The following is a 13,580-nucleotide window of genomic DNA, read 5'->3' as shown; positions in this document are numbered from 1 at the left end:
TAGCACTTTTTTCCGACAAAATTAGTGGTGCTGGCATTGGTAAATGTTAACGCACGAGGGTTTAGTGTTAACCAGTGTTAATACGAAAGGCTCGTGCATGTAATTAATTTATCTTTGTTCTACAGTGAAGCAAAAACTACAGTTTACGCTTATCATCGCCACCCTTACGGTATGCAGTATTGTGCTGTTTCAGCTATACTGGTTGTATTATAATTACAGTAATACTGAGCGTACCTTCCATGCAACTGCTGTACATGCTTTAGAGAAAAGTATAGCGTCATATCAATCGCAACAAATTGAACTGCCGACTTCGCTTAATTATAAAAAGCCTTCGCTTACCGTGTTTATGCGTACTACGCCCAGCGTTGAGGCTTTTGATCTCGATACGCCAAAGCATAAACGGATATTTAACGCTGAATTTAGTACGGTTGCCATTGATAAGCAGCATGTGCCTTATGTAAAAGCTTTAATTGCCAGGCTGATGACACAGCAGTTGCATAAGCCGTTTGATTTAAAGGTATTAACCGGTATTTATACCAGGGAGCTAGGGAACAGTGGTATAAACATACCCGTATCGTTAGCATCCAGGAGCAAGCCACTGGGGATCAGGCCGGGCGAAGTAGCCTCCAGAATAGATTTTTATAAATCACCGATAATTATTGCTGCGAAATTAGACAGTAGCCGGTGGCTGCTTCGGCACAACCTGCTACCGGCTTCAGTCTCTCTTTTATTGATTTTGCTTTCGGCAGGCAGCTTGTGGTATATGGGAGTTATCATCAGGCGGCAACTAAAACTTGACCGGCTTAAAAATGATTTTATCAGCAATATTACGCACGAACTCAGAACGCCGTTAACCATACTTCGTTCCTCTAACGAGGCCATTGCCAGTTTCAATGTAGCCGCTGACCCTCAAAAGCTTACCCGGTATACCGATATCAATTCAGACATTATCAATAAATTAGAAAGCGAGATTGAACGAATTATGGATATCAGCCTGATTAAGCATCATCCGGATGTGAAACCAATTCAAGAGGTTGACATCTGTGTGCTTATTAGCAACCTCGTCCAACGCTTTCAACTCATTGAAGATACTCCAATTGAAATGATTTGCCCGGATCAGAATAAACAAGTGAGAACAGACCCTGACAAGATAGAAACCATTTTAAGTAATTTAGTGGATAATGCATTAAAGTATGCTGGCTCTGCGGCATCAGTAGCTGTAAAAGCGGCAATTAAGGCTGATAGCTGGCAACTGATGGTAAGTGATACAGGAACAGGCATTAATGCCGAAGATCTGCCTTACATTTTTGATAAATATTACAGGGTAAATAACGGCGACCTGCATGATGTAAAGGGGTATGGATTGGGATTAAGCCAGGTAAAAGGCTTGGTTGAGTCTTTAAAAGGAAAAATAAAAGTGAAAAGTAAAACAGGCCAGGGTACTACCTTTATCATCACTTTTCCTTTATGATAAGTAAACCGCAGATATTATTAATTGAAGATGAACCTGTATTAGCATCCATCATCAAAGAATCGCTGGAAAGCCGGGATTTCGAGGTTGCTTTGGCCGCTAACGGTGTTGAAGGCTGGAGTTTATTTAATGAATTGAAGCCTGCGCTATGCGTAATTGATGTAATGTTACCTAAAAAGGATGGTTTTGCCTTGGTCAGAGATATCCGTATGGTAGATAAGCGGGTACCGCTGATCTTTCTCACCGCAAGAACACAAACAGAAGATGTACTTAAAGGGCTGGAACTGGGTGCAGATGATTATATGAAGAAGCCTTTCAGCATGGAAGAGTTGATTTTGCGCATTAAAGCATTATTGCGGCGAAACGATCATCAGGAAGAAAGCCCGGCACAGCCGGTAATTCATCCGTTAGGGCGGCTGCAGTTCAATTACCAGCGCCTGGAAGTTTCTGGTACAGAGGGAACCGCTGTATTATCACAGCGTGAAGCCGATCTGTTACTGCTGTTGCTGCAAAATAAAAACAGGTTATTGGACCGTAGAATGGCCTTACTGAAAATTTGGGGCGAAGATAACCGGTTCAATGCCCGCAGTATGGATGTTTACATTACCCGGTTGCGCAAATTTCTCAAAACTGAACCCTCGCTGGTTATCCAAAGTATCCGGGGGCAAGGGTATAAATTAGCAGAAGTTTAATTTGGCCCAGCCCTTTGATGCCGGGCTGATATCCTTAATGACCTTATCCAATTTTCCGGTCCACCTTCATTTGGCGATAAACCTGGCACACTGATTTTGAAGTTTGTGTCGTTCTTGGATCCTGTGTGATGACGGATTCCAGAAACTCACGGTGTGTATCGCCCCATTGGTTCATTGCATCAATAATGGGCATTAATGACCATCCTATTTCAGTTAATGAATACTCTACCTTAGGCGGTAATTGCGGATAGATTTTTTTCTGCACCATACCGTGCTCCTCAAGTTCTTTAAGTTGTACGTTTAGCACACGGCGGGTAGCGCCCGGTAAAAGACGCAAAATTTCGCTTGGCCGCTTAATATCCATAGAGATGGCGTTAAGCAGTGCTGGTTTCCATTTGCCGTTCAGCACTTCCTTAGTTAAATGCAAGCCGCAATCAATAGCTAACGGAATCTTTCTTTCGTACATAATTATGCCTTTCTTACACAAAATTAAGCATTGCCCCTCAAATCGTTATAGGGGATAAATTTATCCCTATGACATAAGTTTATCCTATATTGTTTGCCTGCCGTACATACCGGAAGTTTGTATTAAAATAAATGCAAATCATGGAAAATATAGCACACCCGCTGTTAGCGGAATATCAATTAGGAGATTTAAAATTAAAAAATAGGGTGGTTATGGCGTCTATGACTCGTGGAAGAGCCACCAATGCAGGCTTAGTGCCTACCCCTTTAATGGCTGAGTACTACGCCCAGCGGGCATCGGCGGGATTAATTTTAAGTGAAGGTACCTGGGTAAACTCAAAATCTATAGGCTTTATTAATGTGCCGGGCATTTACACCCAAGAACAGGTTGATGGCTGGAAACTGGTAACCCAGGCGGTACATGACAAAGGCGGCCTGATTTTTTCTCAATTAGGTCACATCGGATCGGCCTCTCATCCTGACCATCTTAACGGCGAACTTCCTGCAGGGCCCTCGGCCATTAATCCCCAAGCCAGATCATTTACGCCAGAGGGGTTTAAAGAAACACTTACACCGCGGGAAATGACTGTTGCTGAAATTAAACAGACCGTACAGGATTACAAGCAAGCTGCTCAAAATGCCAAAGCAGCCGGCTTTGACGGTGTTGAGGTGCATGCACAATCCGGAATGCTGATTCCTCAATTTCTTAGCCTGGCTGTAAACCATCGTACCGATGAATATGGTGGTAGTATAGAAAACCGTGCCCGAATTGTATTCGAGATATTGGACGCCATTACAGAGGTTTGGGATAGTACCCGCGTTGCAATCAAATTTACCCCGGTGGCTATCAGTAGTGTGGGTATTGTTACACCTGATGAAGAAACCATCCCAATGTATCAATACATTCTTAAAAAATTGAACGACTACAATCTTGCTTACCTGCACATTGCGGGCCCTGCGGATGATTTATCCGGAACACCGTGGGAGGTACTGCTGGATAATTACTTCAGTCATTTTCGCAGGAACTATAACGGCCGCCTGATGGCTAATCTGGGTTTCACCCAAGAGAGCGCAAATCAAATATTAGAAGAAGGCAATGCAGACTTGGTTTCTTTTGGTATACCGTTTATTGCCAATCCTGACCTTGTAGAACGCTTTATGTATCACTTGCCTTTATCAGAAAGCAACCGTGAAACTTATTATACCGGTGGCGAAAGTGGTTATACTGATTACCCGAAAGCAATAGATGAAAGTATTTTTGTCTCATAAAAATAAATTTATTCTATCAATAAGAGTGAGACAATGACTTTACCAAAAATAGAGTAAGGGCATTGTTTTTGGGGTTGATTGTGTAACTGTTATTTGTAAAAAAGAGGTAAGATATAAGCTAAAGTTGATAATTGTCAACATTTATTGTTGACAATTATCAACTTTAGCTTATATTTGCTTTTATGAAAAAGCAAATAGAGCAAATAAGGCGCTTCAACAGATTTTACACTTCACATTTAGGCTTGCTTAACGAGCATATTTTAGATGGACCGTATTCGTTAGCCGAAGCCCGCATTTTATTCGAAATTGGTTTACATCAACCGGTATCATCCCAAAAGCTGGGGGCTTTATTGGGATTGGATAAAGGGTATTTGAGTAAGATTATTAAAATGTTTAGCAATGACGGTGTGATAATGCGAACCCCCTCGACGGAAGATTCACGGGTTTATCACATCAGTCTTACCGATCAGGGTTTCCGTTTATTGAATGATCTGCAAGGGAAATCAGACATGCAAATAGAAGACTTTCTAAAAAAACTGTCAGCCGATGAAGCAGGAATGCTGGTTAGTTCCATGAGAACGGTTGAAAACTTATTATCCTCAGATTATAACAACACAGTACTTGCCCATCAGGTAACTTACAGAGAGGGCTTGAAACCAGGCGATGTTGGGTATCTGATTTATTTGCATGGTATACTATATGCACGAGAATCCGGCTATTCGCAGGAGTTTGAAGGATATGTAGTCAAAACTTTTTACGATTTTCTGGAACATTATAATATCCAGAAAGACAAAATATGGCTGGCTACTTATAATGATCAGATTGTTGGCTGCATTGCCATTTTATCCAAGCCAGATAATGAGGCGCAGCTCAGGTGGTTTCTGGTACATCCCGTGTTCAGAGGAACCGGTGTAGGTAAACATTTACTTACTACCGCACTTACGCATTGCCGCGAGCAGCAATTTGACAATGTTTACCTGTTAACTACTGATGTGCAGCAAAAGGCTATTGCCATGTATAAAAAAGCAGGTTTCCGGCCAACTACATCTGTAGAAATGGAACAATGGGGCAAAATGCTTCGTGAAGAACGCTACGATCTTGATTTAACCGACTCCAAGTAATTAACCATTAAAAATAGTGACAGGCGTCTGCAGGGCATGTGGCTTTGCTGGCGCCTACTTAACCTCCTGAAAATTACTATTATTACCCTTGTAGCCCAACAAGGTGAACACCTGCGGATACTCCAATGTATAAGGGCTACTTTTCCTTTTTAAATTTATTTTATAATAGAGGCAACCTTTCAATAATTGAGTACGTGTTGTTGGTGTAAATGAAATCAACCGATTAGTGTTAAGAAATGAATTACCCGCATCTGCTTACCGTTACAGACACCATATATTGGATGTTGCTGCTAAGTAAAGCAGTATTGGCAGTTCTGTTTTTAATAAAAGTAAATCATCGTTGCTTTCAGTCTTACAACCGCATTGAATTTTAATACGCTGGCCAGCAAGCTAATATTTAATGTAAAAAATTAAGGTTTAACTTACAACAACACTATTATGAAAATGAATTTACGCAAAGCCGCAGGTTTTGCACTGCTGGCATGCATGGCTGCTTTTTCGGCTTGTAAAAAAGATAGCACAGGCACAACTCCTGATAATGGTTACAACACCGGCACACCCACCACCGGAACAGGCGGTGGAACTTCTACTACCGGAACCACCTCAATCAAACTGGCTACTGATCCAACTCTGGGTAGCATACTTACCAATAAAGATGGCCGTACACTTTACTTTTTTGCTATAGATGCCGATGGGCAGTCGGGTTGTAATGGCGGTTGCTCTACTGCATGGCCAACATTCTATGATGCATCACTTACTTTGGCCAGCGGCCTCACCGCTACCGATTTTGGTACCATTACCCGTGCCGACGGCAGCAAGCAAACTACCTACAAAGGCTGGCCGCTATACACCTTTGCAGGCGACAGCAAAGCCGGTGATGTAAATGGCGAAGGCAGTGGTAAAACCTGGTTTGTGGCCAAGCCCGACTATACCGTAATGCTGGTAAATAAGCAATTGGTGGGTGCCGATGGCGCCAACTATACCAGCCAGTACGTACAGGGTACTGAGGTAGTGCAATACATTACTGATGCTTATGGCCGTACATTGTATCATTTTAAAAATGATAAAGCAAAAACCAATAACTTTACCAAAGCCGATTTAAGCAACAACGCGGTATGGCCTATTAATGAGGTGACCGGTGTAAGCCGCGTACCATCTATACTCAATCAGGCTGATTTTGGTACAATTACCGTATTCGGTAAAACGCAGCTAACCTATAAAGGCTGGCCATTGTATATGTTTGGCGCAGATAACGGGGTAAGAGGAAACAATAAGGGGGTGAGTGTAGGACCTGGCGCCTGGCCAGTGAATAACGCCGCTACTGCTGCCGCGCTTTAAATCGGCTATCAGGTGTAATGCAGGGCGGCAACAGCATTACACCTGAAAATAAATTTTACTATAGAGGCAACCTTTGCCCGTTTGATAACGTGATACAATTAAACAACACAAATTGATCTGAAGCAGTAGCTCCGGGGCCTATGGAAGAAGCAGCTATACCTGAACTGATAGCCGGCTGCTTAAAGCAGCAAAGAAAAGATCAGAAAATGTTATACCAAACATTTTACGGCTTTGCTATGGGTATTTGCCTGCGGTATACCAACAACCGTTACGAAGCTGCAGAGGTAATGAACCAGGGATATTTGAAGGTGTTTACGCATCTGGATAAATATGACTCTGGCAAGCCCTTTAAAGCCTGGTTGGGCAGGATAATGATGAATACCGCCATTGATTATTACCGGAGCAATTTGCGGATGGCTTTTTCTGAAGACATTGAAACTGCGGAGCAAATTGGTAACGATGATTTTCCGGACAGGAAGTTGCAGTATGATGACCTGCTGGCCATGGTGCAGCAGTTGCCGCAAGCCTACCGTACGGTATTTAATTTATATGCCATTGAAGGCTATTCGCACGAAGAGATCGGGGAGTTATTACAAATCAGTACAGGTACCTCTAAATCAAATTTATTTAAAGCCAGAGAAAAACTAAAGCAGATGATTACAGCGGCAGATGAACTGCCCAAAGGGATATCAGGTAATGCCTCAAACCCTATTGTGGCCGTGCATCCACTAAATTTAAAAGTTACTTTTTTTAATCACAGCAATCCGTTTAAATGAAAAAGCCTGACCATAATAAAATAGATCAGCTTTTCAGAAACGGTTTAACCGGTGCTGAGGGCAAACCTGCTAACTTCCGTGAGGAGGATTGGGATGCCATGGAAGCATTACTGGATAAAAAGGAAGATAAAAAGCGGGGAATTATCTGGCTGTACTGGGTATCAGGAAGTATTGCAGCACTGCTGTTGCTTTTCTTCGGTTTAAACTGGTATAATGACACAAGTACTAAGCCTAATCATCCACTGGTTAAAGTTCATCAACCGAAAGTGAAACCTGACGTAAAAACTGAGCAACCAGATGATCAACTTAATCCGGCTACAACTGAAGGATTAACGTACACATCTTCTGCTAAATCAGCACACACTGCGCAGCATAGGTCATACAAAGGGCTAATTGCTGACAGCGCCTTGCGTGAAGATGGTTTAGCTGTGTCAGCCGGAACCGCTTATCTACCGGTTAATTCAATTTTAGGAACTGAACCGTTATCTGTTACCGGCTTAACAAGAATTAAGGAACACCAGCCTTTTACAACTTTGGTTAACCCGGTAAATGTGGTTAAAAGCAGTGTAATTACAGCTAACACACCGGATGACCTGGCTTGGCTGGCTGCCGCGCATGATGAGCCCACGCCAAAGCTGAGAGGGCGGGCATTACTCACTGCAGCGCTATTAACAGCGCCTGATGTAAATAAAGCAGGTCCGGGTGGCGGAAGTAAACTGGGTGGTAATGCAGGGCTACAGGTATCGGCTCATATTTCCAGCCGCTGGAGCATTACTACAGGGGCCACTTATGCGTATAAGCCTTATCGTATCGGTGCTAACCAAAGCAGCTTATTGTCGCAGTATTTTGCTTCGGCCAGTGCGGCGGGTATAGCCGCTGCGCCAGGGGCCGGTACAACTGCTGTAACACATGCAGGTAATCAATTGGCTGTAAGAACGCTTGCCGTGGCCAGGCCGGCTGCATTGAGTGCTACAGCTCCTGTTAACCCTTTAACGGGTGTAATGGCAAACTGTACCGTGCTCGATATTCCGGTAAATGTAAATTACCAGGTATCAGGTAATGCAAAGCGCAGTTTTAGCGCAGGTGCAGGTTTGTCATCTTACTTTATGCTTACCGAGCATTACAGCTTTAATTATGCCGATAACTCGGTGCGTGAGCTTGATATCGCAAACAAAAACCAACACGTTTTGGGGGTACTTAACTTGAATACCACTTATCAACAACAGGTAAGTCCTAATTTAAAATTGCTGATACAGCCATATTTAAAATTACCTATTACTCAAATCGGGCAGGAACAGGTCAATCTGCAGTCTGCAGGCGTTGCCGTAGGCTTTAGCTGGAACCTGAGTTCGGCCAAACCCAAGTAAAAACATGAAACATATCGCTTTAATTTTACTGACTTGGATCGGGATGATCCAGGCCGGGCAGGAAACCTATGTCTGTAAAAATGCTAAAATCAGTATTTATTCAAAGGCACCTTTAGAAGATATTGATGCGATTACCACCAAAGGCACCTCGGTATTTAATGCCGCTACGGGCGACCTGGCTTTCAATGTGCCCATTCGTTCCCTCGTTTTTCAAAAGTCATTAATGCAGGAACATTTCAACGAGAATTATATGGAAAGCGACAAGTTTCCGCAGGCATCTTTCCGTGGCAAAATTCAGCAGAAAGTAGATGTAACTAAAAATGGCACTTACCCGGTTACGGCTACAGGTGTACTTGAAGTGCATGGCGTTAAACAAAACCGTAGTATTTCGGGCAAAATCATGGTGAATAATGGTGTGGTGAGTATGAATTCAACTTTTATGGTGAAATGCAAAGACCATAACATTGAGATACCGAAGCTGGTGTTTGAAAAAATAGCAGAAACTATACAAGTGGAAGTAGCTGCTACTTACACAGTTTACAAAAAATAGCTTAACCCTTGCCTTACTGATCAACAATTTTTATGAAACCCTATTTTATTTTATTTGCCCTGCTGCTGGCTTGTACATTGGTAAATGCACAGCAAAGAACCAACCGGCCGGCCATTATGCAAACCGATACCGGTTCCGTAGCTTCTGCCGATTCGCTGATGAATGCCCTGGCCGGCGATGATGACAAAGAACCAGTGCAGGCAGCTTTTAAATCTACCCGCCTGATTTTAACGCCTACCACTGAAACCAATAAGAAAAATACATTAAATTTTATGGTGATTCACCGGTTTGGCGACATTGCCGGCAGGGATGGCGGCGGTAAAACCTTCTGGGGTTTAGATAACTCGTCAGACATTTATATCGGATTCGAATACGGCCTCACCGACCGTTTAGATATAAACTTTGGCCGGAGTAAATTTGAACAATTGCTTGATTTGGGCTTAAAGTATAATCTGTTGCAGCAAAAGACAGATAACAGTATGCCGTTTACTTTAACGGTACTGGCCGATGTAGGCTTAAAGCCCTACAAAGTAAACACCAATGTATTTGATGATTACAGTAACCGCCTGTCTTACTTCTATCAGGCCATATTTTCACGAAAGTTTTCCTCCCGGTTTTCTGCTGAGGTAGCTCCTTCGTTTCTGAGGAATAATTTACCTTTTCCTTATATACAGGGTAACGAGCAAAACATCTTTTCGCTTTCTGCAGCCGGGCGCTTCAAGGTCACCAAGCACATGGGCGTAGTAGTAGATTATGCACATCCGTTCTCCGAATTCCGCCGTCATAGCAACAGCCCTAAATTTTATGATCCCTCAGGTATAGGTATCGAAATGGAAACTGGCGGGCACGTATTTACCCTGAACCTGAGCAATGCACAGGCCATTAATCCGATCAATTACCTGAGCGATACGGAATCAAAATGGACTAAAGGGCAGTACCGCCTGGGCTTTACCATTTCCCGCGTATTTGATATGAACCATAAGCACAAGGGAACTTATAAATAGAATTTTCATTACCAACACTTATAACACAATGGAAAGAAAAGAATTTTTAACCCAGTTGGGTATCAGTTTAGCCGCGGTGTGCGCAGGTTGCAGTATAGCTTCTTGCGGTAGTATGCCTAAGCAAGACGACCCTATACCCGAAGGTGGTACCGGAACAGGCAACAACGGTGGCAGCAATGGGAATAGTTTGTTAGATGCAGATTTAAGCAGTGAGCTCAAGAATGCAGGTGAATTTAAAATTGCTAACGGTATTATATTGGTGCGATTAAGCCAGGGCAGCACTGCCACCGCCTTTACTGCTGTACAGGCAGCCTGCACACATCAGGGCGTTTCTATAGGGTGGAATACCGCGCAGGGTAAATTTGTATGCCCGGCGCATGGCAGCCAGTTTGATACACATGGCGCTGTGTTACAGGGCCCGGCCGCTATAGCGCTTAAAGAGTATAAAGTAAATATTACAGGCAACAATTTAACGGTTACTGCCTAATGATGACACCCATTTTAAAAATGTAGTACTAAAGTAACATCAGGACACTGCCTGAAGGCAATAAAAAAGCAATTCATAAATGGAGTTGCTTTTTTTAATTAAATAATTAGTTATACCGGCATCATTAAAAGAGCTTTTAATAATGGATTTACGGTAATACAATAATTAAATACATTAATCCATTTACTCTGAATGTAGGTTGTGTCATACAGTTGTATTATGGAGCATGCCTGACATGAGTGTTGAGGTTTCAGCATCAAGGTATATGCATTGTGTAACATAAATTAATACCAATCAAGATAAAATATTTCTTTAAAAAGTATTATATTTCTCGATAATTTGCATAGCAACACTTGTCGCTATAACAGTTATTCAAAAAAAAATACTTTTTAGGTTTTTATTATCGCGCAAACAACTGCACCAGTTATTTTAACAGTGCAAAGCCAGTTATACTTATTCCGTTAATGCAGATCAGTAAATTAATATATGTGATTGTGCTGTTGTTCAGTACGCAATTGGTTATTGCTCAGAAATCAATTAACATCACCGGTGATTCGCTTGAACACATTTTTATCAGAAAGGAAATTCTATGTTTTCAAGACACTAAGGGAATATATGATATAAAGCAAGTAGCAAGCCCCAATTTTGATGTGCGATTTAAACCTAACACCGGGTTTTATCCTAAAAATGTTCAGCAAGCATCGTATTACTGGTATAAAATTAAAATCAGGTTTCACCAGCCGCTTCCTTCCGCCAGTAGTGTGATTGAGTTTTTTGATCAAACTACAGATCAAATTACGGCTTATATGCCAGATGCTGCCGGTAATTACCAGCAGATTGTTGCCGGGGAGAGTATCCCTTTCGGGCAACGCATACTGGCGCACAAAAATTTTGAGTTTATTATCAATAATTTTTCCGAAGGGGAACGTACGTATTACTTCCGGATAAAATCAAAATATCCGGTAAATGTAATTATGGTTTACCGTAGCCTTAAACGGTTTGTGTACTATACGCTTGCCGAATATATATCATTTGGCGTGTTTTATGGTATGATACTCATTTTTTGCCTGCATAACATACTTATGTACTTTGCCGTCAGGCGTTTGCAGTACTTGTATTATGTAATGTATATTGTAAGCGTAGGCGTTTACGAAATGAGTGTTGATGGTATCGGTTTTCAATATTTATGGCCAAATGCACCGTTGCTGAATGATTATGTGTTTGGCGTAGCATTATATAGCATTAGTTTATTCGCTTTGGTTTTCACCAAACAGCTTCTTCAGGTAAAGCAGCGCAATTTGGGTTTGTACCGCCTAATCAACTTCACTATTGCTGCACGAACTGTATTTTTTGTGTATTGTTTTTGCTTCAACAATAGCTTGTTCATGCTCAAGTTTATTGATTTTATACCTTTAGCTATTGCCTTTTATACAGGTATAACCATGTATAGAAATGGTTTCAAGCCAGCCAGGTTCTTTATAGTAGGGTATACCTTTTTGTTTATTGGCGTAGTAATTAAGGGTATATATGTATTGGGTTTGGGGCGCTCGCTTCCTTTTTGGCAGGCTCATTACAGTCTGACCATCAGTTTCGTTTTCGAAATGGTTTTTCTTTCCTTCTCTATCGGCGACCAGGTTCGTATACTTAGAAAAGATAAAGATTTGGCGCAGGAAGAAGTGATTCAGCAAATGAAGATCAATGTGGATTTGAAGGACTCGGTAAACCGGGAATTAGAAAAACAGGTACAGGATCGCACCCGCAAGCTGACTTTACAATCAGAAGAAATTCAGGAAAATTTAGCCACCATTGCCCGGCAAAACGAGGATTTGCTTCATGTTAATGAGCAGTTAGCCCTACAGGCAGCTGAGATTAGCCGGATGAATGTACTATTAGCTCAGGATAATGTACAGCTTCAAACAAAAATTGAGAAAGTAAATGATGCGCGGGTGCTTTTAACTGAAATGAGTTATGAAGATTTTAGTGCAAAGTACCCGGATACAGAACATTGTTATAAATTTTTGGCCGAATTAAAATGGAAACAGGGTTATAGCTGTTTAAAATGTAATCATACAAATTACTGTAACGGTCGGGTTCCATACAGTCGCCGGTGTACCAAATGTACTTACGAAGAATCGGTGATGTTAAACACCATTTTTCATAACACGCGCATACCTATTGTAAAAGCCTTTTATCTGGTATACCTGATGTATCATAGTAAGGGAAGTATTTCGGCCCGCCAGTTGTCTGAGAAACTGAGCTTGCGTGCAAGCACCTGTTGGGCTTATGCCATTCGTGTAAAGCGCGCTATGGAAGAGCAAAAGGGCTTCAGAAAGCATAACCAGAAAGAAGGATGGATTTCATTGGTGATAGATAAGAAATCATCTGCCAAGGCTGTAAATGCTTAGGCGATTTATTTGCTGTTCGTTTTGTTTAGCTATTAACTGTATTCATCTCATACTTATTCCTGAATGTGAATGCAGCGAGGCGTTTACTCGGATAAATACCCGATCCGCATTAACTCCGTAACCAAGGTTTCGTCAAAATTACCTGTCTCTTTCTTATTTAAGTGCCCGGAGCATTTCTAATGCTTCGGGCAGCTATGCGTTTTGCAGGTTATCAGAACGCCTTCCCTTAGATATTGCTGTGCATTAATGCTTCTCAGAGGCTCACTGAGCTAATTTTTCAAATTTTTTTTCAAATGTAACTTCTTGTTATTGAAGTGTAACACCCCGTTTTTTACATATCAGAAAATATGGGCTGCCTGCTGTTAAATGCCACTTTTTGATGATTGTTATCTTGTGCATAAACCGCAACAAAAATTTCATAAATAACTAATATTCAGTAGTTTATGTAAAATTATACCTTTGTTTTTTGCTTAGAACCGCTTTATCTTTAGGGCACCAATTTTAATTAACAAAGTTTTTAACCCTAATTTTTGAAGAAGATGAAAACACAAATCATTATTCAATAACATCGGCATTACCTCTCGCGGGCCGCTGCCTTGATTAAATGCATAGCTTAAATTTTCCTGTTGTTGAGC

At 41.6% G+C, this 13,580-nt stretch carries 11 protein-coding genes and 1 pseudogene; 11 read left to right on the top strand and 1 reads right to left on the bottom strand.

What is annotated here, in order from left to right:
* Positions 1-124 precede the first annotated feature (124 nt).
* Complete coding sequence (locus ACYVNW_RS12130) at positions 125-1,471, top strand: sensor histidine kinase (protein ID WP_460680133.1); 1,347 nt, start codon at positions 125-127, stop codon at positions 1,469-1,471.
* Complete coding sequence (locus tag ACYVNW_RS12125; RefSeq protein WP_460680132.1) at positions 1,468-2,163, top strand: response regulator transcription factor; 696 nt, start codon at positions 1,468-1,470, stop codon at positions 2,161-2,163. The genes ACYVNW_RS12130 and ACYVNW_RS12125 overlap by 4 nt, the downstream gene beginning before the upstream one ends.
* Before the next feature lie 43 nt (positions 2,164-2,206).
* Here the strand turns inward: ACYVNW_RS12125 and ACYVNW_RS12120 are convergent, their stop codons facing one another.
* On the bottom strand, positions 2,207-2,629 hold the full coding sequence (locus ACYVNW_RS12120; RefSeq protein ID WP_460680131.1) for a winged helix-turn-helix transcriptional regulator: 423 nt from the start codon (positions 2,627-2,629) through the stop codon (positions 2,207-2,209).
* A 131-nt stretch (positions 2,630-2,760) separates the two neighbouring features.
* On the opposite strand from ACYVNW_RS12120, the gene ACYVNW_RS12115 reads away from it, so the two are divergent.
* The 9 genes and pseudogenes from ACYVNW_RS12115 to ACYVNW_RS12075 form a co-directional block, all read left to right on the top strand.
* Positions 2,761-3,897 (top strand): alkene reductase, encoded by a 1,137-nt coding sequence (locus ACYVNW_RS12115; protein WP_460680130.1) that lies wholly within the window; start codon positions 2,761-2,763, stop codon positions 3,895-3,897.
* 182 nt (positions 3,898-4,079) lie between these two features.
* Positions 4,080-5,018 (top strand): bifunctional helix-turn-helix transcriptional regulator/GNAT family N-acetyltransferase, encoded by a 939-nt coding sequence (locus ACYVNW_RS12110; protein WP_460680129.1) that lies wholly within the window; start codon positions 4,080-4,082, stop codon positions 5,016-5,018.
* 438 nt (positions 5,019-5,456) lie between these two features.
* On the top strand, positions 5,457-6,356 hold the full coding sequence (locus tag ACYVNW_RS12105) for a hypothetical protein (protein WP_460680128.1): 900 nt from the start codon (positions 5,457-5,459) through the stop codon (positions 6,354-6,356).
* A 140-nt stretch (positions 6,357-6,496) separates the two neighbouring features.
* A complete protein-coding gene (locus ACYVNW_RS12100) occupies positions 6,497-7,132 on the top strand; it encodes an RNA polymerase sigma factor (RefSeq protein ID WP_460680127.1) in 636 nt (211 codons plus the stop codon).
* Complete coding sequence (locus ACYVNW_RS12095; RefSeq protein WP_460680126.1) at positions 7,129-8,499, top strand: hypothetical protein; 1,371 nt, start codon at positions 7,129-7,131, stop codon at positions 8,497-8,499. Before ACYVNW_RS12100 ends, ACYVNW_RS12095 begins: the two co-directional genes overlap by 4 nt.
* Before the next feature lie 4 nt (positions 8,500-8,503).
* Positions 8,504-9,049, top strand: a complete 546-nt coding sequence (locus ACYVNW_RS12090; RefSeq protein ID WP_460680125.1) for a YceI family protein — start codon at positions 8,504-8,506, stop codon at positions 9,047-9,049.
* Positions 9,050-9,081: 32 nt separating this feature from the next.
* Positions 9,082-10,053: a DUF5777 family beta-barrel protein gene (locus tag ACYVNW_RS12085; protein ID WP_460680124.1), complete on the top strand. Its 972-nt coding sequence runs from the start codon at positions 9,082-9,084 to the stop codon at positions 10,051-10,053.
* A gap of 28 nt (positions 10,054-10,081) precedes the next feature.
* Positions 10,082-10,540 (top strand): QcrA and Rieske domain-containing protein, encoded by a 459-nt coding sequence (locus tag ACYVNW_RS12080; protein ID WP_460680123.1) that lies wholly within the window; start codon positions 10,082-10,084, stop codon positions 10,538-10,540.
* A 464-nt stretch (positions 10,541-11,004) separates the two neighbouring features.
* Positions 11,005-12,159 (top strand): annotated as a pseudogene (locus tag ACYVNW_RS12075) (7TMR-DISM family protein); the annotation flags it as partial.
* Positions 12,160-13,580 lie beyond the last annotated feature (1,421 nt).

The sequence above is a fragment of the Mucilaginibacter koreensis genome, from assembly GCF_054783355.1.
The sequence above is the reverse complement of the archived record's forward strand: the minus strand, read 5'-3'. Positions and strand labels throughout refer to the sequence as shown.

Coding starts and splice junctions, on each gene's coding strand:
- ACYVNW_RS12125 (WP_460680132.1), top strand. CDS start 1,468: ATGATAAGTAAACCGCAGATATTATTAATTGAAGATGAACCTGTATTA.
- ACYVNW_RS12120 (WP_460680131.1), bottom strand. CDS start 2,629: ATGTACGAAAGAAAGATTCCGTTAGCTATTGATTGCGGCTTGCATTTA.
- ACYVNW_RS12115 (WP_460680130.1), top strand. CDS start 2,761: ATGCAAATCATGGAAAATATAGCACACCCGCTGTTAGCGGAATATCAA.
- ACYVNW_RS12110 (WP_460680129.1), top strand. CDS start 4,080: ATGAAAAAGCAAATAGAGCAAATAAGGCGCTTCAACAGATTTTACACT.
- ACYVNW_RS12105 (WP_460680128.1), top strand. CDS start 5,457: ATGAAAATGAATTTACGCAAAGCCGCAGGTTTTGCACTGCTGGCATGC.
- ACYVNW_RS12100 (WP_460680127.1), top strand. CDS start 6,497: ATGGAAGAAGCAGCTATACCTGAACTGATAGCCGGCTGCTTAAAGCAG.
- ACYVNW_RS12095 (WP_460680126.1), top strand. CDS start 7,129: ATGAAAAAGCCTGACCATAATAAAATAGATCAGCTTTTCAGAAACGGT.
- ACYVNW_RS12090 (WP_460680125.1), top strand. CDS start 8,504: ATGAAACATATCGCTTTAATTTTACTGACTTGGATCGGGATGATCCAG.
- ACYVNW_RS12085 (WP_460680124.1), top strand. CDS start 9,082: ATGAAACCCTATTTTATTTTATTTGCCCTGCTGCTGGCTTGTACATTG.
- ACYVNW_RS12080 (WP_460680123.1), top strand. CDS start 10,082: ATGGAAAGAAAAGAATTTTTAACCCAGTTGGGTATCAGTTTAGCCGCG.